The sequence below is a fragment of the Mycolicibacterium llatzerense genome, assembly GCF_025331195.1.
Classification (GTDB): Bacteria; Actinomycetota; Actinomycetes; order Mycobacteriales; family Mycobacteriaceae; genus Mycobacterium; species Mycobacterium llatzerense.
On record NZ_LXOV01000018.1, the window covers coordinates 225,422 to 246,617 of the forward strand.

The 21,196-nt window shown below is 66.5% G+C and carries 25 protein-coding genes; 13 read left to right on the plus strand and 12 right to left on the minus strand.

The features are described 5' to 3' along the window. Positions 1 to 11 precede the first annotated feature (11 nt). Complete coding sequence (locus tag A7G45_RS30725) at positions 12 to 560, minus strand: hypothetical protein (protein ID WP_260943079.1); 549 nt, start codon at positions 558 to 560, stop codon at positions 12 to 14. A 412-nt stretch (positions 561 to 972) separates the two neighbouring features. Here A7G45_RS30725 and A7G45_RS30730 point away from each other — a divergent pair, with 412 nt between their 5' ends. From A7G45_RS30730 to A7G45_RS32820, 3 genes are all read left to right on the plus strand, one after another. Then, positions 973 to 1,266: a hypothetical protein gene (locus A7G45_RS30730; RefSeq protein WP_260943081.1), complete on the plus strand. Its 294-nt coding sequence runs from the start codon at positions 973 to 975 to the stop codon at positions 1,264 to 1,266. An 83-nt stretch (positions 1,267 to 1,349) separates the two neighbouring features. After that, positions 1,350 to 1,601, plus strand: coding sequence for a toxin HicA (locus tag A7G45_RS30735; RefSeq protein ID WP_260943083.1), 252 nt, complete (start codon positions 1,350 to 1,352; stop codon positions 1,599 to 1,601). Continuing rightward, a complete protein-coding gene (locus A7G45_RS32820; protein WP_377041961.1) occupies positions 1,601 to 2,329 on the plus strand; it encodes a type II toxin-antitoxin system HicB family antitoxin in 729 nt (242 codons plus the stop codon). The genes A7G45_RS30735 and A7G45_RS32820 overlap by 1 nt, the downstream gene beginning before the upstream one ends. A 62-nt stretch (positions 2,330 to 2,391) precedes the next feature. Here the strand turns inward: A7G45_RS32820 and A7G45_RS30745 are convergent, their stop codons facing one another. After that, positions 2,392 to 2,577 carry a hypothetical protein gene (locus A7G45_RS30745; RefSeq protein ID WP_260943086.1) on the minus strand — a complete coding sequence of 62 codons (186 nt, stop codon included), beginning with the start codon at positions 2,575 to 2,577 and terminating at the stop codon, positions 2,392 to 2,394. Between the two features lie 302 nt (positions 2,578 to 2,879). Continuing rightward, positions 2,880 to 3,029 carry a DUF1059 domain-containing protein gene (locus A7G45_RS30750; protein ID WP_071289247.1) on the minus strand — a complete coding sequence of 50 codons (150 nt, stop codon included), beginning with the start codon at positions 3,027 to 3,029 and terminating at the stop codon, positions 2,880 to 2,882. A gap of 33 nt (positions 3,030 to 3,062) precedes the next feature. Between A7G45_RS30750 and A7G45_RS30755 the strand changes: the two genes are divergently transcribed. After that, a complete protein-coding gene (locus tag A7G45_RS30755) occupies positions 3,063 to 3,725 on the plus strand; it encodes a nitroreductase family protein (protein ID WP_260943088.1) in 663 nt (220 codons plus the stop codon). A gap of 71 nt (positions 3,726 to 3,796) precedes the next feature. Here A7G45_RS30755 and A7G45_RS30760 read toward each other — a convergent pair whose 3' ends face one another. Continuing rightward, complete coding sequence (locus tag A7G45_RS30760; RefSeq protein ID WP_043395583.1) at positions 3,797 to 4,375, minus strand: HhH-GPD-type base excision DNA repair protein; 579 nt, start codon at positions 4,373 to 4,375, stop codon at positions 3,797 to 3,799. A 120-nt stretch (positions 4,376 to 4,495) separates the two neighbouring features. Here A7G45_RS30760 and A7G45_RS30765 point away from each other — a divergent pair, with 120 nt between their 5' ends. Continuing rightward, positions 4,496 to 4,792: a DUF732 domain-containing protein gene (locus tag A7G45_RS30765; protein ID WP_260943091.1), complete on the plus strand. Its 297-nt coding sequence runs from the start codon at positions 4,496 to 4,498 to the stop codon at positions 4,790 to 4,792. A gap of 6 nt (positions 4,793 to 4,798) precedes the next feature. Here the strand turns inward: A7G45_RS30765 and A7G45_RS30770 are convergent, their stop codons facing one another. Both A7G45_RS30770 and A7G45_RS30775 read right to left on the minus strand, forming a co-directional pair. Then, entirely contained in the window at positions 4,799 to 5,677 is an 879-nt protein-coding gene (locus tag A7G45_RS30770) for a dihydrodipicolinate synthase family protein (protein WP_260943093.1), read from the minus strand. A gap of 24 nt (positions 5,678 to 5,701) precedes the next feature. Beyond that, a complete protein-coding gene (locus tag A7G45_RS30775) occupies positions 5,702 to 6,487 on the minus strand; it encodes an aldolase (protein ID WP_260943095.1) in 786 nt (261 codons plus the stop codon). Positions 6,488 to 6,587: 100 nt separating this feature from the next. Here A7G45_RS30775 and A7G45_RS30780 point away from each other — a divergent pair, with 100 nt between their 5' ends. Genes A7G45_RS30780 through A7G45_RS30790 form a run of 3 tightly spaced genes read left to right on the plus strand, consistent with a single transcriptional unit; the run spans position 6,588 to position 9,674 of the window. Beyond that, complete coding sequence (locus A7G45_RS30780; protein ID WP_260943097.1) at positions 6,588 to 7,118, plus strand: helix-turn-helix domain-containing protein; 531 nt, start codon at positions 6,588 to 6,590, stop codon at positions 7,116 to 7,118. 7 nt (positions 7,119 to 7,125) lie between these two features. After that, positions 7,126 to 8,346 carry an MFS transporter gene (locus A7G45_RS30785; protein WP_276555857.1) on the plus strand — a complete coding sequence of 407 codons (1,221 nt, stop codon included), beginning with the start codon at positions 7,126 to 7,128 and terminating at the stop codon, positions 8,344 to 8,346. Positions 8,347 to 8,390: 44 nt separating this feature from the next. Further along, positions 8,391 to 9,674 (plus strand): acyltransferase family protein, encoded by a 1,284-nt coding sequence (locus tag A7G45_RS30790; protein WP_260943102.1) that lies wholly within the window; start codon positions 8,391 to 8,393, stop codon positions 9,672 to 9,674. Between the two features lie 77 nt (positions 9,675 to 9,751). Here A7G45_RS30790 and A7G45_RS30795 read toward each other — a convergent pair whose 3' ends face one another. After that, positions 9,752 to 9,940 carry a DUF5302 domain-containing protein gene (locus A7G45_RS30795; protein WP_043984755.1) on the minus strand — a complete coding sequence of 63 codons (189 nt, stop codon included), beginning with the start codon at positions 9,938 to 9,940 and terminating at the stop codon, positions 9,752 to 9,754. Between the two features lie 18 nt (positions 9,941 to 9,958). Then, positions 9,959 to 10,402, minus strand: coding sequence for a PPOX class F420-dependent oxidoreductase (locus A7G45_RS30800; RefSeq protein ID WP_043395606.1), 444 nt, complete (start codon positions 10,400 to 10,402; stop codon positions 9,959 to 9,961). A 54-nt stretch (positions 10,403 to 10,456) separates the two neighbouring features. On the opposite strand from A7G45_RS30800, the gene A7G45_RS30805 reads away from it, so the two are divergent. The 3 genes from A7G45_RS30805 to A7G45_RS30815 are packed head-to-tail and all read left to right on the plus strand — an operon-like array spanning position 10,457 to position 13,137. Further along, on the plus strand, positions 10,457 to 10,990 hold the full coding sequence (locus tag A7G45_RS30805; RefSeq protein ID WP_260943106.1) for a DUF1697 domain-containing protein: 534 nt from the start codon (positions 10,457 to 10,459) through the stop codon (positions 10,988 to 10,990). Between the two features lie 56 nt (positions 10,991 to 11,046). Then, entirely contained in the window at positions 11,047 to 11,823 is a 777-nt protein-coding gene (locus tag A7G45_RS30810; RefSeq protein ID WP_260943353.1) for a class I SAM-dependent methyltransferase, read from the plus strand. 42 nt (positions 11,824 to 11,865) lie between these two features. After that, complete coding sequence (locus A7G45_RS30815) at positions 11,866 to 13,137, plus strand: uracil-xanthine permease family protein (protein WP_260943108.1); 1,272 nt, start codon at positions 11,866 to 11,868, stop codon at positions 13,135 to 13,137. On the opposite strand, the gene A7G45_RS30820 is transcribed toward A7G45_RS30815, so the two are convergent. Then, positions 13,110 to 16,247, minus strand: coding sequence for a bifunctional cytochrome P450/NADPH--P450 reductase (locus A7G45_RS30820; protein WP_260943356.1), 3,138 nt, complete (start codon positions 16,245 to 16,247; stop codon positions 13,110 to 13,112). The two genes, A7G45_RS30815 and A7G45_RS30820, sit on opposite strands and share 28 nt — an antisense overlap. Before the next feature lie 70 nt (positions 16,248 to 16,317). Next, positions 16,318 to 17,823: a flavin-containing monooxygenase gene (locus A7G45_RS30825; RefSeq protein ID WP_260943109.1), complete on the minus strand. Its 1,506-nt coding sequence runs from the start codon at positions 17,821 to 17,823 to the stop codon at positions 16,318 to 16,320. Positions 17,824 to 17,954: 131 nt separating this feature from the next. Between A7G45_RS30825 and A7G45_RS30830 the strand changes: the two genes are divergently transcribed. Continuing rightward, positions 17,955 to 19,151: a PucR family transcriptional regulator gene (locus tag A7G45_RS30830; RefSeq protein ID WP_260943110.1), complete on the plus strand. Its 1,197-nt coding sequence runs from the start codon at positions 17,955 to 17,957 to the stop codon at positions 19,149 to 19,151. A gap of 244 nt (positions 19,152 to 19,395) precedes the next feature. On the opposite strand, the gene A7G45_RS30835 is transcribed toward A7G45_RS30830, so the two are convergent. Then, positions 19,396 to 19,758 (minus strand): Rv1152 family transcriptional regulator, encoded by a 363-nt coding sequence (locus A7G45_RS30835; RefSeq protein ID WP_260943112.1) that lies wholly within the window; start codon positions 19,756 to 19,758, stop codon positions 19,396 to 19,398. An 85-nt stretch (positions 19,759 to 19,843) separates the two neighbouring features. Here A7G45_RS30835 and A7G45_RS30840 point away from each other — a divergent pair, with 85 nt between their 5' ends. Then, positions 19,844 to 20,572, plus strand: a complete 729-nt coding sequence (locus A7G45_RS30840) for an NAD-dependent deacylase (protein WP_043395629.1) — start codon at positions 19,844 to 19,846, stop codon at positions 20,570 to 20,572. Here the strand turns inward: A7G45_RS30840 and A7G45_RS30845 are convergent. After that, complete coding sequence (locus tag A7G45_RS30845) at positions 20,559 to 21,188, minus strand: class I SAM-dependent methyltransferase (protein WP_043395632.1); 630 nt, start codon at positions 21,186 to 21,188, stop codon at positions 20,559 to 20,561. The two genes, A7G45_RS30840 and A7G45_RS30845, sit on opposite strands and share 14 nt — an antisense overlap. Between the last annotated feature and the right edge of the window lie 8 nt (positions 21,189 to 21,196).

A 21,196-nucleotide genomic window follows, 5' to 3' on the forward strand; every position in this document is an offset into this window, starting at 1 on the left:
TGATGGACCTGTCATATGGGCCGATTCATCGCCGCGTAAAGCAGCGACTCGGCTGCATCCTTCGCTCGCCTGACTACGGAGTGGCGAATGCGCTCGTGCTCCATCATCGGGTCAATGGCCTGAGACGTATTGCTGTAGACCTTTTCGACGGCGGCGGCCTCGTTTTGTAGTCCGAGCAACCGTAAGCGTCGAGTAATCGGATCAACTTCGACTCGAACATAGCCCTTTTCTGCGTCGACCTGCCTGGCTCTGTTTGGGTCGTCTTCGTTGTAGTACTCCCATTCCAATGCCAGGGAATCAAGTTTCGCCACCACGGTCAGCGCCGCGCTCAGCTCTGCGTAACGTTCGGCCCGGCGTCGCTCGTAGCGGTCAGATTCGATCTGCAGACGGACCGTCTCTGTCTGAGCTTGGATCTGCCGGGTGACGTTCTCGGCATTCGCCGCGATCTGCCGCCCGACCGCCTGGTACGCGACAACTGCCGCCCCAAGCGCAACGAGCGCAGCTACCGCGTTGACCACCACGCCAGCATCTACTTTCAGGCCCAGCAGCGTGAGGCCCAATGCACACCGAAAACGAGTGCAACCATGCCCGCGATGCACCCGACGATGGCCACTGCGCGTGTCAAGAAGCGGTCCGGCATGCGGTGACATTAGCGTGCAATGACAGGGGATCCGGCGCGGATCTAGTCGCGCGCGTGACTATGGCGACCGCTCAATGTTTGTAGAGCGGGGCGGCAGGCCCACGCAATGGCAATCACGCGCACCGCGACATACACATGGAGGATCAATGAACGCGGGACCTGTGACCGACCCACACTGGTGGGCACAACCGATTGCGACGATCGTTGCGGCTGTTATCGCCCTCATTGCCGCAGGTGTTGCCTGGCTCGGGGCCACCAGTCAGTCCCGCGAGGCGAATCGTCGTGACCGTGTCACGAACAGAATCGAGGCGCTCGCAGGCATCCAAGCCGCCGTGCTCCTGATCATACGAACCGGTGTCACTCTCCGCCACGTAGAGGACAACGCAGAGAACCGACAGGCGTACACACTTGCCATCGGCGCCGCCTTGGTCGACAAGATTCGGCTCATTGCCCTCGGTGGCTACGACACGGTCGAGCACGCCGCGGACGAGGTCATGACAGCTGTCACTGCACTGACCAATTCGCCCGACGACGCACCATCGACCGACGAGGTGAGCGACAAGTTGGCCAGTCTGACCACAGCCATCGCCGACGCGGTCCGGAAAGAAGACGGCAAGAAGCGATAGCCTTTTGCCGCCATGCGGTCAACAAATAGTGCCATATACGCCACCGTACTGGATTTGCGATAGCACCGGTGCTACTATTTCATATGGCCAACGTGGGCAAGATTGAAACCAAGATGCGGGAGTCCGCCGCGAACGTGGCGTACAGCGACCTCGTCAAGGTGTGCGACCGCCACTTCGGCGAACCTCGTCAGGGCGGCACTAGCCACGCCGTCTACCGGACCCCATGGGCTGGCGACCCTCGCGTAAACATCCAGAAAGGCCGAGACGGCAAGGCCAAGGCCTATCAGGTCAAACAGGTACTCGCGGCCATCGCAAAACTGAAGGGAGATAAGTGATGTCGAACCACTACACCTACCGGGCTGAATGGTCGACCGAGGATAATGAGTACGTCGGCCTGGTCGCTGAGTTCCCAAGCCTGTCCTGGCTTGCCGAAACCGCCGCCGAGGCGGTCGCTGGCGCAGTAGATCTCGTCGACGGCATCCTCGCGGACATGGCAGAGACCGGCGAAACCCCGCCCGCACCGTTCGCCGAACGGCGCTACAGCGGCAACCTGTCTTTCCGCACGAGCCCCGCCCAACACCGCGCCTTGGCCATCGAAGCTGCCGAGCAAGGCGTCTCCGTCAACCAGCTCCTGGTCTACAAGACCGCGGGCGCAGGCGCAGCAGTAGCGGCCGCCGCCGTGCCACCGGAACCGGCGAAGCCGGATGTCACATTCCCTGGCGGGTACACCGTGCCGGCCGCCGTGGTGGAACACGTCGTTCGGACGGTACCTCGAGTCCCGGTTGCGGGTATTAGCTGGAAAGACCTGCCGGAGTCTGTTCAATCGGCAATCTCCGCGCAGATCGAAGGGATTGGCGCTGTCGCGCTCAAGGCCGGTGGGTCTCACATCCCTAGCTTCGACTTCGATTTCGACCTGTTGCCTGCGAACTTCGCAGAGACGGCGGCCGCATCCCATGGCATGAAGGAAGCGCTTCGGGTTGCGCTCGAACACTCGAGCTTCGCAGAGACCTTCCAGAAGATCATGAGCGATACCCGAGAGTCGCTGAAATGCCACGATGAGTAACCCTGACGCCAGAATGCGGCGAGACGGTCCCAATTGGGCCGTCCCGCCGCATTCGGTTTGCGCTACTTGCTGCCGACCTCAATCCGGCCGCCAGGCAAATAACCGTTCGCCGCGCCAATCGTCAGCGCATAGGCGTTGGCCAGCTTCTCGATGGTCGTCGCGTTGCCCGTCGACTTCGCCTCCGCGGCGATCGATTTGAGCAACGCAAGCTTCGCGGCCTGCCCTGCTTCCTGAATCTGGTCGGACACAGTCGCTTCCTCTGATGCCACGGGTGTGGCCCCCTTCCACTTCGCTCATGTCACCGCAGAGATGCGCGGTGCCGTCAGACCGTACAGCCGAAACGGTGCAAGCTGGCAGGGATTCCACAGGAATGCTCGGGCACGGTCGACTAGAGAGAAGCACTACACCCAGCGATGTACGAAGGGGCCGTACGTACGGGCCGCTCTGGATAAATGGGCTGGTCAGGCGGGGTGATGGCCCAATGTACGGGGAAAGTACGGAATCTGACCCCATCGACGACCTGACCAGCCCTGTTTGTGCAGGTCAGCGTCTAGTAAGCCATGAACAGAATCATTTCCCGGTCGTACTCGCGACCGGGGTGCTGCTCGGCGAGATGGGTCTGCGCCTTCTCGACCAGATCGTCCTCGTCGCTACCGGAGATCGCCTCGCCGCAGGGGCAATTCAAGTGTGTCTTAGCCATACACATCACCTTCGCATACGCATGATGGTCGGTATGGAGATTTACGACGTCATGCGCACGACCGGGGCCGTCCGTAAGTTCAGCGGCGAGCCCCTGTCCGACGAAGTGCTCGAACGGATCCTCGACAACGCCCGCTTCGCCCCGAGTGGCGGCAACCGGCAGGGCGCGCGGGTGATCGCGGTGCGTGACGTCGAGACGCGCAAGAAACTGGGCGAGCTCTCCAAGCCCGGCGCCAGGCAGTACGTCGCACAGATCGCCGCCGGCGAAGGCCCCTGGAACCCGTTGCGGCCCTGCGGCGTTGACCCCGCCGTCGTCGAGGCCACTCCCGTCCCCGACGGCATGGTCACCGGCACCCTGCTGGGCGCCGAGGTCGTCCTCGTGGTGTGTCTGGACCTGGGCGTGGCCGCGGCGTTCGATCAGCACCTGGATCGCATCGGCGTGATCAGCGGGGCGTCGATCTACCCGTTCGTCTGGGGCATCCTGCTCGCCGCCCGCAACGAGGGCTTCGGCGGCGTGTTGACGACCATGGTGGTGGCGCAGGAGCCCGCGGTGCGCGAACTGCTCGGCATCCCGGACAACTACGCGGTGGCGTGCATGCTGCCACTGGGCAAGCCCGTCAAGCAGGTGACGAAGCTGACCCGCCGTCCGGTGTCGGAGTTCACCACCCGGGACCGGTTCGACGGCCCGGCGCTCTAGAACCTGGCGTTGATCCTGTGCTTACGGCGTCAGCTACTCGACAAAAGTCACCGTGAGCGCGGAGTCAACGCTCAGGCCTTGGCCGCTTTGGCCGCTGCCTTCATCTGCTTCTTGTAAGCGCGGACCTGGTCCAGTGAGCCCTTGTCGACGACGTCGGCGACGGACATGTGCGTGCCCTGCTTGCCGTAGTCGCCGGCCGCGGTGCGCCAGCCCTCGGGCGTGACGCCGTACTGCTTGCCCAGCAGCGCCAGGAAAATCTTGGCCTTCTGCTCACCGAACCCGGGCAGCGCCTTGAGCCGGCGCAGCACCTCTTTGCCGTCGGGGTCGCCGGTGGTCCACAGCGAGGCAGCGTTGCCGTCGTACTCGTCGACGATCACCTGCGACAGTGCTTGCACCCGCTTGGCCATGGATCCCGGAAACCGGTGCACCGCAGGGGTTTGCGCGAACAGCTCGGCGAATTTATCGGGGTTGTAGTCGGCAACGACGCCGGCCTCCAGCCCACCGAGGCGGTCTTCGAGTTTCTTCGGCCCCGCGAACGCCACTTCCATCGGAATCTGTTGATCAAGAAGCATTCCGACCAACAACGCGAACGGGTTGGACTCGAGCAGTGCGTCGGCGGACGGCTCCTGAACCAGCTGCAGCTTCGACATCACGCCAGTTTAGGACCCCGGTAGCCGCAGCCCGATTACGACGGTTCAGAGTTTCTGCTTCAGTGCGATGTGCGAACGTGTAGGCCGGTAACCGGTTCACATGCCTGTAGGGGGACGGACATGAGACGTGCAGTCGCAGCTCCTATCGCAGCGATCGCTGCCGCCATTGCCCTGGCCGGCGCGGCCAGCGCCATACCGGACCAGGGCACGCCGCAGTTCGACCAATACATGCAGGGCCTGGAGCGCAACGGCTACAACCTGAATCCGGATACCGCGTGGCGCGTGGCGCACCAGGCGTGCATCGGCGGCCTCCCCGGCTACATCAATCTGGAACTGGCCGCTCAGGGTGTCATCGGCCCCGGCGCCCAGCAGCGGGTGATGGACGTCGCCAGAAAGTACGCCTGCCCGGTCGAATAGGCGCACTCACGCGTCGGCGAGCAGGTCTTTGAGTTCAGCGCGGCCGGCCTCGTCGAGCGGCAGCAGCGGCGGACGCGGAGCCCCGGCATTGCGCCCCAACAGATCCAGCCCGGCCTTGACGGTCGTCGGCAGTCCGCCCGCGACGATGAAGCGCAGCAGCGGCGCGAGATCGTCGTAGATCTCCTGAGCGCGAGCCCGATCACCGCGCCGCACCGCGTCGTACAGATCGAGGCACGGCTGCGGACGCAGATTCGGTGCGGCGGTGCACCATCCGGACGCGCCGGCCAGCAGGGCGTCGAGCACCAGCGGGTTACTGCCGTTGTAGAACGGCAGCGTGCCGCCGGAGAGCTCCTTGATCCGCAGCATCCGGGTGAGGTCGCCGGTGGACTCCTTGACCATGCGGACGTTGTCGATGTCGTTGAACATCCGCACCAGCAGTTCGGGTTGCATGTCGATACCGCTGGTGGCGGGGTTGTTGTACACCATGATCGGCAGGTCCACGGCGGCCGAGATGCTGGCGTAGTGCTGGAAAATCTCCCGCTCGCCCAGCTTCCAGTACGAGATCGGCAGCACCATCACGGCGTCGGCGCCGGCCTGCTGCGCGTACCGCGCGCGCCGAATGGTGTTGCCGGTGGTCAGATCTGACGCTCCGACGATGACGGGAACCCGGCCGTCGACGGTGCCGACGGTGGCGTCGACGACGGCGTCGAACTCGTCCTCGGTGAGGTACGCCGACTCGCCGGTGCTGCCCAACGGGGCGATGGCGTGCGCGCCGGTGCTGACCAGTTGCTCGACGACGGCCGCCAACGTGGCGGTGTCGACGTTGGCGCCGTCAGCGGTGAACGGGGTGATGGGGTAGGCGATGATGCCGTGGATATCGGTCATGAGGTCGTGTCCCTTCTGGGTACGTCAGTTGTCGAGGGCGTCGGCGTGGCGCACCAGGGCACGCCGTGCGTAGTAGGCGAAGTTGGCGACGCTGCGCTTGGGCGTCAGCGTCCAGTCGTGGGCTTCACGGGCCAGCCGGTCGGGCAGCGGGGCGATGGTGCCGGCGGCCATGGCGGCCAGCTGGAGCTTGGCGCCGCGTTCGATGAGCATGGCCAGCGAGCAGGCTTCCTCGACGCTGGCCCCGGCGACCACCTGACCGTGGTGGGCCAGCAGGATTGCCTTCTTGTCCCCCAGTGCGCCGGAGATGATCTCGCCTTCCTCGTTGCCCACCGGCACGCCGGGCCAGTCCGCCAGGAACGCGCAGTCGTCGTACAGCGGCGCGATGTCCATCTGCGAGACGATCAGCGGAACTTCGAGCATCGACAGCGCCGCGACGTGGAACGGGTGCGTGTGCACGATGCAGTTCACATCCGGCCGGGCTCGGTAGATCCAGGAGTGAAAACGGTTGGCGGGGTTGGCCATTCCGCCGCCGTCGAGGACGTTGAGATTCTCGTCGACGAGCAGCAGGTTGCCTGCGGTGATCTCGTCGAAGCCCAGGCCGAGCCGCTGGGTGTAGTAGGTGCCCGGCTGCTCGGCGCGGGCGGTGATCTGCCCGGCCAGGCCCGAGTCGTGTCCGGCGTCGAACAGCGCCCGGCAGGTAAGCGCCAGCTTCTCGCGGACGTTCAGGTTGGACTCCGCGATGTGGCGGTTCAGTCCGTCCTCGGCGCGCTGCATCAGTTCGCCCTTGGAGTCGTGCATCGTGTCGGTCATCGGAACTCCCCTCAGCTTCGGTGCGTGGCCGCACCTCTATGACACATTGCCGACCATAGGACACAACGTGTCATACAGTCAATGAGATATCCTCACTTCCGTGAGTGGCTTGTTGCGTGCGGTGCGCCAGCAACGCGGGATGACGCTGGAGGAGCTGGCAGCCGGCACCGGGCTGACCAAGAGCTACCTGTCCAAGGTCGAGCGGGGCCAGAGCGTGCCGTCGATCGCCGCGGCGCTCAAAATCTCCCGAACGCTCGATGTGGATGTGGCGCAACTCTTTTCCGACGATCCGGAAGTCAGCACGTTCACCGTCGAACGCGCCGCCGATCGCGGCACCGCCCGCAATCACGCGATCGCGTCAGGGATGCTGGGCAAGGCCATGTCGCCGTTCGTGGTGCGGCCCGGCCGTCAGTTCGCCGCCCATGCCCACCCGACGCATCCCGGTCAGGAGTTCGTGTTCGTCCACTCCGGGACCGTCGAACTCAACTACGACGGCCGTCTCGTGGAACTGGCAACGGGCGACAGCGCCTATTTCGACGCCGCCACGCAGCACAAGCTCCGCCAGGTCGGCGACGACACCGCCGTCGTGGTCGTGGTGACCTCGCCGGCGCCACCCCGCACAGTCCGGTGACCGAGGAATGCCAGCGCGTCCCGCCCGCGTTGCCCTACCCGTGCTCCAAACTCGAACCGTGACCTCGCGCCTTGGCTTTCCGCTGCTGGCCTATGCCTTCGCCGCCATCATGTTGGGCACCACGCTGCCAACGCCGATCTACGCGCTGTACGCGCACGAACTGCACTTCGCGGTCCTGACGACGACGGTCATCTTCTCGGCGTACGCCATCGGCGTGCTGGCCGCACTGCTGCTGTTCGGCCGCTGGTCCGACGCCGTCGGGCGACGCCCGGTGCTGATCGCGGGGGCGCTCGCCGCCATCGCGAGCGCCGTCGTCTTCCTCTACGCCGACAGTGTGCCGTTGCTGCTGGTGGGCAGGTTGTTGTCCGGGTTGTCGGCGGGCATCTTCACCGGCACGGCGACGGCCGCGGTCGTCGAGTCCGTGCCCGAGGCCCGCCGGGAGCAGGCCGCGGCCGGTGCCACCATCGCCAACATCGGCGGGCTCGGCGCCGGACCCGTGGTCGCCGGCCTGCTGGTGCAGTACCTGCCGCACCCGTTGCAGCTGCCGTTTCTCGTGCACATCGTGTTGGCGGTGCTGGCCATCGTGGCGGTCTGGCTGGTCCCGGAGACCTCGAGCCGCACCGGCCGGATCGGTTTCCAGCGGTTGTCGGTCCCCGCCGAAGTCCGGGCGACGTTCGTCCTCGCAGCCACTGCCGCCTTCGCGGGCTTCGCGGTGATGGGCCTGTTCACCGCGGTGGCGCCGTCCTTCGTCAGCAGCGTCATCGGCATCGACAACCACGCCGTCGGCGGCGCCGTGGCCGCATCGATCTTCGGTGCCTCGGCCGCCGCTCAGCTCGCCGGCCGACGCCTCCATCCCCCGCGGGCCGTGGCGCTGGGCTGCGCGATCCTGGTCGCGGGCATGGCGACCCTGGCTGTGGCACTGCAGTTTTCGTCACTGGCGGGGCTGCTGGCCGCGGCCGTGGTAGCCGGCGTCGGGCAGGGCATCAGCTTCAGTCGCGGACTGGCCGCCGTCGTCGAAGGCACCCCGACCGAGCGTCGCGCCGAAGTCAGTTCGACGTACTTCGTGGTGGCCTACGTGGCCATCTCGCTGCCGGTCGTCAGCCTCGGGTTCGCCGCCCAACGTTGGGGCCTGCAGGCAGCCGGGGTCAGCTTCGCCGTCGTCATCGCCGCCCTGGCGGCCGTCTGCCTGGCCGCTGTCCTGTGGCAGGAACGCCGCAGGTCAGCGTAATTTGAGTAGCAATACCTAGGGGGTCGGCCCTTACGTTCGAAGGCATGACCACCCGCGTCTTTCCTTCCGCTGCCGAGATCGCGCAGCGCACGCCGGTCGACCGCGACCGCGCCATCGACGTCATCCGCATCGTCTCGCTGATCGGCGTCGTCGCCGGTCACACCATCATGGCGACGAGCATCATCGACAACGACGTCTTCCGGTGGGGCAACCTGCTCACCACGTCGGTGGTGTTCCAGGCGCTGACCTGGATTTTCCAGATCATGCCGCTGTTCTTCTTCGCCGGTGTCGCGGCCTCGGCCGCGTCATACCGCAGCGGAATGAGCTGGGGCGGCTGGCTGCTCAAGCGCTGCACCCGGCTGTACCGGCCGGTGTTCTACTACCTGGCGTTCTGGGCCGCGGCGCTGCTGATCCTCAAGCCGCTGCTGCCGATCCACGTCTACGAACCCATCGCCGGCATTAGCATCCAGCTGCTGTGGTTCCTGGGCGCCTACGTGATGGTGCTGGCCGCGGTGCCGCTGCTGATGCGGATCACCACCCTCGGCCAGCTCGTCGCTGCGGTCGCCGGCACCTACGCCCTGGTCGCGCTGGTCGATGCCATCCGCATCAACGACCACTCCTGGTCCGCGCTGGGCTACGTGAATTTCGTGGTGTGGCTGATCCCCGGCATGTTCGGCGTGGCGTACCGCCGCGGACTGCTGACCACCGCAGCCGCCCTGCGCGTCGGCCTGGCCATGCTGGCGGTCAACGTCGCGATGGTCTGGGCCGGCCCCTACGAGCTGAGCCTGGTCGGCATCGAGACCCAGCACATCAAGAACATGACGCCGCCGTCGCTGCTGCTCGCCGGTCACGCAATCATGATGTGCGCGTTCGCCATTGCCGCCGCCCCGGCCATCAGCCGCTGGGCCGCCCGGCCGCAGGTGTGGCGCCTCGCGGTGATCGGCAACACCGGCGCCATGACGCTCTACCTGTGGCACATGCCCGCACTGCTCGGGATGCACCTGGCCTTCGATCTGGCGGGTCTGCCCCGCTACCCCGGCCAGCCGCACTTCCTGGTGCTCAGCGTCTACCAGGTGGCGCTCATGGCGGTACTGGTCGCCGGGCTGTTCCTGCTGCTGCGGCCGCTGGAGAACAACCCCCTGCCGCTGTGGGACGGCGGCCGGGTCTCTGAACCCGGTTGGCGCAGCGCGGCCGTCGGCACCCTGCTGGTCGTCGCCGGTGCCGCCACCCTGGCGTCAGTCGGCTGGGGCCTGAAAGACACCGGCCTGCAATGTGTTTCGGTGATGCTGGCGGCGCTCGTCGGGGCCCGGCTGCTGGCCCGGGATTAGTCGATCTCCGCGAGCACACATAAAACTGTCCCTTTTCGTGGGAAAAGGGACAGTTTTATGTCTGCTCGCGAAAGGCGCTAGCCGCTCTTGCGGCGGAACTCCCGGCGACCCCCACCGACGGCACCGTGCGACTTGGATTGCTTGGCCCCACGATCCTGGTTTGCGGCGGCGCCGGCGGTACCGGCCTTCTTACGCTCGAGCGCCTCGCGAAACTTCCGCTTGGTCTCGTCGGGCGATGCTGAACCTTCGTCGGAGTTCTCGGCCATGCACGCAGCGTAGCGCGTTCAGCGCACGCCCGGAGGCAGCCCGTACAGGTGGGTTATCGGCATGGTGAGCAGCACCCGACGGTCGGCGACCATCGCCCGCCGATAATCGTCCCAGTCCGGATGCTCACCGGAAATATTGCGGTACAAGGTAATCAGGCCCTCGACGGTGTCGTCGTCAGGCGCCGCGGCCGGCGGACTCAGCACCGCGTCCCCCTCGGCGACCGCATACGCCCAGCCGTCGTCGGATCGGACGTAGATCGACGCCCGGGCGTCCCGCCGCAGATTACGGGTCTTGGCCCGGGGCTCGGTGATCGACACCCCGATGGTGACGGCCCGTGGGTCGAAGTAGTAGGACACGTTCGACAACTGCGGTCGACCGTCGCGTTTGATGGTGGCCAGCACGCCCAGCGAATTGTCGCTGATCAGCGCTAGCAGCTTGTCTTCGAAGACCTGACGGGTCATGGCACCCAGCGTACGGCGCAACTGCCTACCATTGGGCGTCATGACGGAGTTCGGATGACGCGCTACGCGGTGTTTCTGCGCGGCGTAAACGTCGGCGGGGTCAATCTGAAGATGGCCGACGTCGCGGCCACCTTCCGACAGGCCGGCTTCGATGACGTGAAAACGCTGCTGGCGAGTGGCAACGTGGTGCTGTCCAGTTCCGCGAAGGCAGCTGGAGTTCGCACGAAAGCCGAAGCGGCACTGCGCGAATCATTCGGGTACGACGCCTGGGTGCTGGTGTACCCGATGGACGAACTCCAGTCCATCTCGGCGGACTACCCGTTCGAGCGCGAGGTCGACGGCCATCATTCGTACGTGACGTTCGTCAGCGACCCGGACGTGCTCGACGAGCTCGCGGCGCTCGACCCGGTCGGCGACGAACTGATCAGTCGCGGGCGCGGCGTCCTGTACTGGCAGGTGGCCCGCGGCGACACCTTGAGTAGTGCGATCAGCAAAACGATGGGCAAGAAGCGCTACAAGTCGTCCACCACCACCCGCAATCTGCGCACCGTCGAGAAAGTGCTGGCTTCGGTAGGTTCGAAACCGTGAGTTCAACTCCGAAGATCGACGGCAGCGCACTGACCGGCGTATCCGAGACGGCACTGATGACCCTGCAGGTCCGCGCCAGCGAAGCCCGCCGACCGGACGGAATCATCGACGATCCGGTGGCGGTCGAGCTGGTGGACCGCATCGACTTCGATTTCGCCAAGTTCGGCTATTCGAGCCGCCCCGACATGGCGCTGCGCGCGTTGGCGTTCGACCGCGCCACCCGCGACTATCTGCGCGACCACCCGAAGGCCACCGTGGTGGCGCTGGCCGAAGGCTTTCAGACCAGCTTCTACCGACTTTCCGCGGCTGAGCCCGATCCGCAATTCCATTGGCTGACAGTCGATCTACCGCCGATGATCGAGGTTCGCAGCAAGCTGTTGCCGCCATCGGACCGGGTTTCGGTGTGCGCACAGTCGGCGTTGGATTACAGCTGGATGGACCAGGTCGACACGTCCGAGGGCGTCTTCATCACGGCCGAAGGCCTGCTGATGTACCTACAGCCCGAGGAGTCATTGGGGCTGATCGCCGAATGCGCCAAACGGTTCCCGGGCGGACGGCTGATGTTCGATTCACCGCCCGCACTGTTCGCCGGACTGGTCGGACGCGGGATGCGGACCTCCTTGCGCTACCGGGTGCCACCGATGCCGTTCACCCTGTCGGCAAGCCAGGCCGCGCGATTGGTCGACACCATCCCCGGTGTGCGCGCAGTGCGCGACGTCGAACTGCCCGCCAGCCGCAGCGCGATACTCAACGCCATGATGTGGACGGCGCAGCGGCTCCCCTCGTTGTTCGACGCGGTCCGGCCCGCCATGACCCTGCTCGAATTCGGCTAGCACTCCCGCGCGAAGACGGACCCAGTCGGGCAATATGACCGGATGGTTGCGCTCTCCTGGAAGCCGGTAGGACCGGACGCCGCTGTCGTCGCGCCCGACGAACGACTCAGCTGGCCCCGCACCATCGGTATCGGCGCACAGCACGTGGTGGCGATGTTCGGCGCCACCTTCCTGGTGCCGGTGCTGACCGGCTTCCCACCGGCCACCACGCTGTTGTTCTCCGGCGTCGGCACAATTCTGTTCCTGCTGATCACCGGAAACCGGCTGCCGAGTTATCTCGGATCCAGCTTTTCGGTGATCGCGCCGGTGACCGCCGCGGTCGCGTCGCACGGAACCGGTAGCGCGCTGGGCGGTTTGATCGCCGTGGGTGTGCTGCTGATCCTCGTCGGCGGGGTCGTGCATCTGGTCGGCACGCACTGGCTGGATGTCACGCTGCCGCCGGTGGTCACCGGCGCGATCGTCGCCCTCATCGGGTTCAACCTGGCCCCGGCGGCGAAGCACAATTTCGAGAAGGGACCGCTGGTCGGCCTGGTGACGCTCGTGCTGCTGGTCGCGACGCTGGCGTTCTTCCGCGGCATCATCGGCCGGCTGGCCATCTTCCTCGCCGTGATCATCGGCTATCTGCTGGCGCTGGCCCTCGGCGAGGTCGACACCGCGGCCATCGCTGCCGCCCCGTGGATCGGCCTGCCCGAATTCCACGGTCCGTCATTCAGTGTCACGGTCCTGCCGATGTTCCTGCCTGCAGTCATCGCGCTGATCGCCGAGAACATCGGGCACGTGAAATCGGTGGGCCAGATGACCGGCCGCGATCTGGATCCGCTGATGGGCCGGGCGCTGGCGGCCGACGGAGTCGCCACTGTGCTGGCCGGAGCGGGCGGTGGCTCTGCCACCACCACCTACGCCGAGAACATCGGGGTGATGGCCGCGACGCGCATCTACTCCACCGCCGCGTACTGGGTCGCCGCCGTGGTGGCCGTCGTACTGTCGTTGTGCCCCAAGGTCGGTGCCGCGATCTCCGCCATCCCGCCGGGCGTGCTGGGCGGCGCGACGATCGTGCTCTACGGTCTGGTCGGCATCCTCGGGGTGCGGATCTGGCTGACCAACCACGTGGATTTCTCCCAGCCGATCAACCAGATGACCGCCGCCATCCCGCTCATCATCGGTATCGCCGATTTCACCTGGCAGGCCGGACCATTGACGTTCACCGGTATCGCGCTGGGTTCCATTGCGGCGCTGGTGATCTACCACGCCATGCGCGGGCTGACCGCCGTCCGCGGCGGTACGAGTCAGCCGGCCCAGACGTCCTCGACGTAGCGGTCGGTGTTGACCAGGCCGGTGAGCCAGGCGCGGGCCGCGTCATCATCGGCGCCGGTCCGGCTGCGGTAGATGTCCTGGAACGCCGCGCGCACCGCGGGCGCCATCCGGGCACCGTCACCGCACACGTAGACATGGGTGTCGTTGTCCGGGTTGCCGAGCATGTCCCAGACCTCGTCGGCGTCCGCGGCGATCCGGTCCTGCACGTACCTGACCTCATCACCGGCCCGGGAGAACGCCGGCCGCATCCGGACGATGCCAAGACGTTCGGCGTCCTCGGCCTCGTCGCGGAACAGGTAGTCCACGTCGGGATGACGCACGCCGAAGAAACACAGGGCGGCGGTGAACGGCTCCCCCGCTTCCAGCGCACCCAACCGGTCTCCGATGAATCCCCGGAAGGGAGCGACGCCCGTGCCGGCACTGACCAGGATGACGTTGCGGGTCGGGTCGGCGCCGGCCCGGAAGGCCTGGCGCGCCGGATCGACGCGCATCCGGATCTGCTGTCCCGGAACGGAATCCGCCAGGTAGCTGGATGAGACGCCGCGGAACAAGCCGGAGCCGGATCTGGCCGGGCCTTCCAGCACCCCCACCACCAGCTCGACTTCCCGGACCCGACGCCGGGACGACGTGGCGATCGAATAGTGGCGCGGAGACATCGGTTCGAACAGTTCCAGCAGCTCTTCACGGCTGAGCTGCGTGGCCGGGAATTCCGCCAGGCACTCGGTGATACTCAATGCGCGCGCCTCGGGCTCGTCGGCCAGTGCCGTCAGTGCGGCACGTTCCGGCGGGCACGGGTTCGCCGCGGCGAGCCGGAGCAACTGGCTACGGGTGGCCGGCTTGCGGAGCTCGAGGAAGTGCGTAAGCAGTTCGCGCACAGTGACTTCCCGGTCGATCGGGATGGCCCGCCGCGTGCTACGCCGTGGGTTGATCGAGATGCGGCGATCGAGGCGCAGGTCCAGCAGTTCACCGACCTCGCCGACGAGCGCGGGGGTGTTGTCGGGCAGCACGGTGAGGTGGTCGCCAGTCTGGTAGCCGACGCCGTCGGGCAGGGCGATGCGGATCAACCGCTTGTCCTGCCCGAACTCGGAGCCGGTGTCCACCAGCGGAATGTTGTCCAGCACAGTGGCCGGCTGCACCTGGTAGCGGGCGTCGATCGCGGCGGTGACGGGTCCATCGATGGCGCGCAGATCGTAGAGCGACTCGTCGGCCACGGGTTCATCCGTGGCAACGGCGCCGAAGACGCCGCCGAGCGCATTCCACAGTGCCACAGAGAAGTCCTCCACCACACCGGCGAAGTCACCCGAGGTGTCGGCTTCGACCATCGGAAGGAGTTGTACGGCACCGAGTTCCGCGAGCCGCGCGTCGATGCGCCGGGGTATCGCCATATAGGTCTCGGCCCAGTTGCGGTCTCCGACACCGAGAACCGCGTACGGCACCGCAGGTGCCTGGGTGGCGGCGCTGTCCAGCCAGTCCACGAACGCGCGGGCGTCGTCGGTCGGCATCCCGTTGTACGACGCGGCGACGATGACCACCGCACCCTGGTCCGGCAGCGCGCCGGTCGCGGAATCCAAAGCGGCGACGGTTGTTTCATAGCCGAGGTCGACGGCTTCGTCGCCGAGTTGCTGCGCCAGCGCCCGGCAGTTGCCGAGGTTCGACCCATGCAGCACAAGCAGTTTCGTGCCCGACGGCACGGCCGCGCGGGATTGCGTCACCGGCGCCGCCAGCACGGCCGCGGGCGCCTGCCGACGGTCCTCCGGGGTGCGGCGGATGAGCTTGAGCTGGAAGCCCTCCGGCTTGCGCAGCAGGTCGCTGTGGGTGCGCAGGGTGTAGTGCTCGACGTCAACGAACCGGTAGCGGTGGACCAGTGTCGCGATCGCCATCGTCGCTTCATGGAGCGCGAACTGGCGCCCGATACACGACCGCGCGCCGGTCCCGAACGGCTTGAACAGGTTGACCGGACGCTGCCCGGCGCGATCGGTGTCGAATCGGTCCGGGTCGAAGATCTCGGCGTTGTCGCCCCACTCGGGCTGGCGGTGCAGCGACGACGTCAGCACCGTCACTGCTTCACCCTGCCGCACCGGATACTTGCCACCGATCACGGTGTCCGCCAACGCCATTCGATCGAACTCCCGCACCGGCGGGGACAGCCGCAGCGTCTCGTCGATGATCTGGCGGATGTAGGTGAGCTTGCCGATCTCGTCGAAGGCCGGCACGTGGTCGTCCTCGGGGCCGAAGAGCGCGTCGACCTCCGTCTGCGCCCGGTGCAGCACCGCCGGGTTCTTGACGATGCTGTACAGCGCGGTCGGCATCACCGTCGACGTGGTGTCCTGCCCGGCGACCAGGAATGTGGCGATCTGGTTGCGGATGCTGTCGTCGTCGAGGATCGGGGCGCCGTCGGGTCCCGGTTGCAGCATCAAGGCCAGCAGGTCGTCGACGTCCACCTCACCGGCGCGGTGCTGGGCGATGAGGTCGGCGATGAAGCTGAACAGCTTGCCGCGCTCGGTCTGGAACACCGCTTGGTCACCGTTGGCACCGGCCAGCACCTGGTCCAGGGTGGCCGCGAAACTCGCGGGGATGTCGGCGAGTCCGTCGTGCTGATAGGAGTCGAACCGCGCGCCGAACCCGGCCAGGCCGACGGTATCCATCGCAAGCTTGGCCAGGTCACCCGCGACGTCCACGGTGCGGGCGCCGACGGCCGCGTCCCACTGCTCGATCAGCTGCCGGTTGATGTCCAACATCGCCGGGTGATAGCTGCGCAGTCCGCTGAAGCTGAAGCCGGGGATCAGGACGTCGTGGGCCTCCTGCCAGCCGTCCTCGCCGGGGTAGGCGGTGAACAATCCATTGCCCACCACCGGACGGAACCTGGCTAACCGGTCCGTCAGGGCCTTGGTGAACCGGGTCTCGTCGCACAGTTCGTCGACCAGCGCCAGGGAGCAGGCGTACAAGCGGCGACTGGCACCGAAGTCGGCGTAGAACAGCGGGCCGTATTGCTCGGTCAGCAAATCCAGTGGTAACGAATAAGGCCGTCCGGGCACAGGCCCGGACGGCAATTCGACGCCTACAGCTGAAGGGACACCAGGGATTTCGGGCGGTACAGCTGGCGACTCCATACTTCCCGTCGCTTCGCTCGCCTTAGATGTCTCCACTCACGCCAGCGTAAACGTCCGCGACGAGTGCCGATCAGGAAACCGGCACGCGCTCCCGATCTTCTGCCCGCTCCGCGGCGGCGAACCGCAGGTTCGGGTCGGCGACCGGTCCGTTGCGCAGCACCTCGCGGTCAAGGTTGTAGTTCATCGACATGGTCCACGGTCCTTCGACGCCCTGCCGCGGCAGCGTGTCAGCGACTCGCTGCACGTACCCGGCAGCGAAGTCCAGCAGTGGCTTGGTCTCCATTCCCGCGCCGTCGAACACCGGTCGGACACTGTCGAAGCCGCCCTCGTCCATGTGGCTGAGCAGTCGGCAGAAGTGCTCGCACAGCAGCCCGACCTTGAGCGTCCACGAGGAGTTGGTGTAACCGAAGGCAAAGGCGAAGTTCGGTATGCCCGACAACATGATGCCCTTGTAGGCGACGGTCTCGGAGAGGTTCACCGCCTGACCATCGACAGTCAGCGACATCCCACCGAACAGCTGGACGTTCAAACCCGTTGCGGTGACGATGATGTCCGCGTCCAGGTGCTGCCCGGACTCCAGCTCGATGCCGGTCTCGGTGAAGGTGGCGATGCGGTCGGTGACGACCGATGCCTTGCCGGCGCTGATCGCCTTGAACAGATCCGCGTCCGGAACCGCGCACAGCCGCTGGTCCCAGGGGTTGTAGGCGGGGCTGAAGTGCTCGTCGACCGGGTATCCCGCGGGCAACTGCTTGGCATTGATCGAGCGGATCAGCTTCCGCGCCACGGTGGGGAACTTCTGGCAAAAGGTATACACCGCACGCTGTTTCGCGATGTTCTTGCGACGGGCCAGCGCGTAGCCGCGGTCTGCGCCGAGCAGGCGACCGGCCGCATTCGCGAAGGCATCCTTGGCCGGCACCGGCATGATGTAGGTCGGCGAGCGCTGCAGCATGGTGACGTGCGCGGCGGTGGCGGCCATCGACGGCACCAGCGTCACCGCCGTCGCGCCGCTGCCGACGATGACGACCTTCTTGCCGGTGTAATCGAGGTCCTCGGGCCAGTGCTGCGGGTGCACGATCTGCCCCGCGAAGCGGTCGCGGCCGGGGAACTGCGGGGTGAAGCCCTGGTCGTAGCGGTAGTAGCCGCCGGCGCAGAACAGCCAGTTGGCCGAAATTTGCACCAGTTCGTTGGTGTCGGTGCGCTCGACGTCGACGAGCCAGCGCGCGGTGTCGCTGTCCCAGGCCGCGCCGAGGACCTTGTGGTGGAACCGGATGTTGCGGTCAATGTTGTTCTCGCGGACCGTCTCTCGCAGGTAGGCGAGAATCTTGTCGGCGGAGGCGATGGCGTCCTCGTCGCGCCACGGCTTGAATTCGTAGCCGAAGGTGTGCAGGTCGGAGTCGGAGCGAATGCCGGGGTACCGGAACAGGTCCCAGGTCCCGCCCGTCGCGCCGCGGGACTCCAGGATGGCGTACGACCGTCCCGGGTGTTCTTGCTGCAGGTAGTAGGCGGCGCCGATGCCGGAGATTCCGGCGCCGACGATCAGCACGTCGACCTGGGTGGTGGTGGCGGTGTGCTCCATTGCAGACTCCCTGTTGGCGGTGGTGGGCGTGGTAACAATGTTGGCGCCGCCGACCCCTCAACTGAAGGTCAAAACATCTCAACTTTCGTGATTGGTGGTGCATTTCGCACCTCGCGCGATAGTCTGGCCCGGTGGCCGAACCGCGACCGTCACCGCAGGTACGCGAGCTGATCCGGCAGTGCGCACAGGTCGTCGTCAACGCCCGGCCGGAGTGGCTCGACGAACTCGACCAGGCCGTACTGGGCGCCAACCCCGCCATCGCGTCGGACCCGGAACTGGCAGCGGCCATCAGTCGCAGCAACCGGTCGAATCTGCTGTTCTGGGGCGCGGCCAACGTGCACGACCCGGGCGCACCGGTGCCACCCAACATCACCTCCGAGCCGATCGCCGTCGCCAGGGAGCTGGTCCGTCGCGGTGTCGATTCGTACTCCTTGGACGCTTACCGGGTCGGCGAAGGCGTGGCGTGGCGACGCTTGATGGACATCGCCTTCGAATTGACCTCGGACCCGGCAGACCTGCACGAGATGCTCAACGTGTGCTCGCGGTCCGTCAGCGAGTTCATCGAAGCCACCCTGGGCGCCATCGCCGCGCAGATCGAACTCGAGCGTGACGAGCTGACGCGGGGCAGCCACGCCGAGCGGCGCGAGACGGTCGCGCTCCTGCTGGACGGCGCGCCCATCCCCCGACAGCGCGCCGAAAGCCGACTCGGTTACGGGCTCGGCGGCACCCACACCGCTGCCGTCATCTGGACCGACAATCCGAATGGCGATCTGTCCCAACTGGATCGGGCTGCCGAGGCATTCGGACGAGGCGGGCGCGTACGTCCGCTGACCGTGTCGGCCAGTACCGCCACGCGGTGGGTATGGGCACCGGGCGCACCCGACGTCACCACCCTGGCGTCAGCCGCCGGCCCTGAGGTCCGCATCGCGATCGGTTCCACCGGCCCCGGGGTGGACGGCTTCCGGCGCAGCCACTTCGACGCGCTCACCACTCAGCAGATGATGGCGCGGCTGCGCTCGCCGCAACAGATCGCCGAGTACACCGATATCGAGCTGGTGGCGCTCCTCACCGCGGACGCCGACCGCGCGGCGGTGTTCGTCAAACGAGTCCTCGGTGGCCTGGAGACCGCCAGTCCGGAATTACGTTCTGCGGTGCGGGTATTCGTGCGCGAGCAATGCAACGTATCCCGCGCCGCCGGCAAGCTCTTCACGCATCGCAACACCCTGCTGCGCAGACTGGCCCGCGCCGACGAACTCCTGCCGCGCCCGCTGGCCGACAACAGCGTCGAGGTCGGCGTCGCGCTGGACGTGTTGCATTGGCGCGGTTGATAGTTTGTGGGACAAGCCGATCCTCCGCTGCACCACCGGTTCTCGAACATCGCCGAGTCTGACCGCAGGGCGATTTCGACGACGGATTTCCGCCGTCAGGTCAGGCTCGCGCGAACGTGGTGGGCTGCAGCGCCGAACGCAACTGCACGGCGCTTTCTAGGCCAGTTCACCGCCGCCCAGTTGCGTTGGAGACGTCTGCGGATGATCTGAGCAGTTGTCACACATTCGCGGGCGCGGCGGGGCGCTATTCGAACGCCGCGTCCAGGTACCGGAGTGCGTCGGCCTTCAGCACGCCCAACGCCCGGGCGGTGTCGGCGAAGGCGTTCGCGGCATCCACCATCGCCGCGGCGGTCGGGTCGGCGGCGGCGACGAAAGTGCCTGACCTCCCCCGGGTTTCGAGGACACCGGCGGTCTCGAGCTCGCGGTAGGCCCGGGCGACGGTGTTGGCCGCCATTCCCAACGTGCCGGCCAGGTCGCGCACCGTGGGCAGCCTGGTCCCGGCAGGCAGGCGCCCACTACGAATGGCCTCGATGATCTGCAGTCGCAGCTGGTCGAACAACGGCCCCGCGTGCGGATCGAGGCGCACCCACTCCCCGAAATCGGTCATCCGCCGAGTATGACCGACGACGCCGACGCCCAACGTCCCCGCCCGCGAGTGGCCCAGATCACCACAAACCCGATAACGTGGTCGGATGCGGGTGACGGTGTTCAGCGGTGCGGGGATGTCCGCCGACAGTGGCGTGCCGACCTTCCGGGACGCCGAGACCGGCCTATGGGCCAACACCGACCCGTACGAGATCTCCAGTTCAGATGCCTGGCGCCGCCACCCCGAGCGGGTGTTCGCCTGGTACCTGTGGCGCCACCACATGATGGGCAACGTGTCCCCCAATGACGGGCACCGTGCGGTGGCCGCGTGGCAGGACTACACCGAGGTCGACATCGTCACCCAGAACATCGACAACCTGCACGAGCGGGCCGGTAGCACGCGGGTCCACCATCTGCACGGCAGCTTGTTCCAATTCCATTGCGATAGTTGCAAAGCCAACTTCGAAGGCACGCTGCCAGAGATGCCCGAGCCTGCGATCACCGTCGAGCCACCGGAGTGCTACTGCGGCGGTCTGGTGCGGCCCAATGTGGTGTGGTTCGGCGAGAATCTGCCCTCCGATGCGTGGAACAACTCCGTCGCGGCGGTCAGCACCGCGGACCTGGTGATCACGGTCGGAACGTCGTCGGTGGTGTACCCGGCGGCATCTCTGCCGGAAGCGGCTGTGCAGCAGGGTATTCCGGTGATCGAGGTCAACCCGAAGCCGACGCCGTTCTCCGATCAGGCCACGGTGTCCCTGCGGGAAACCGCGGCCACCGCGCTACCCACCCTGTTGCAGCGGTTGCCCGAACTGCTGTCGACGATCAAGCAGGCCTGACGGCCCGTCCCAACGCCGCCTCCGAAAGCGGTACCCAGCCCGGCAGCATCAGCACCCGGCGGGCATCGGCGACCTGGAATCCCGCGCCGACGATGCTCTGCTCGGTTTCCCGGTGTGCGTGACAGTTGCCCGAAATCTTCGGCCAGAACGTCGAATCCAGGAAGGTCTGCACCCGGCCCCGCACCCCGTCGCTGGCGACGTGCTCGAAGTAGCGCAGTTCACCGCCCGGCTTGAGCCGTGAATACATCTGCCGCAGCACGCTTTCCGGTTCGTCGACCGAACACAAGACCAGGGAGCACACGACCGCATCGAAAAGGTCGTCGCTGTCGAAGTTCTCGACGGTCTCGGTGCGGACCGTCACCGGAACGGGTGCGGTCAGCGCCGCTTCCCGGGCCAGCGGCGCCAGCCGGACCTCCGGTTCGACGGCCACCACCTCGGTCACGGTGTCCGGGTAGAAGGCGAAGTTGGTCCCGGTGCCGGCACCGATCTCCAGCACCCGCCCGGTCAGTCCGGCCAGATTCTCCTGACGCAGCTTCTTCATGAACTTGCGCTCGCGCGACGACATCGCGATCCACATCCGGGCGAAGAACGGGTTGTCCACCGAGGTCTCGGTCATCGTCTAGA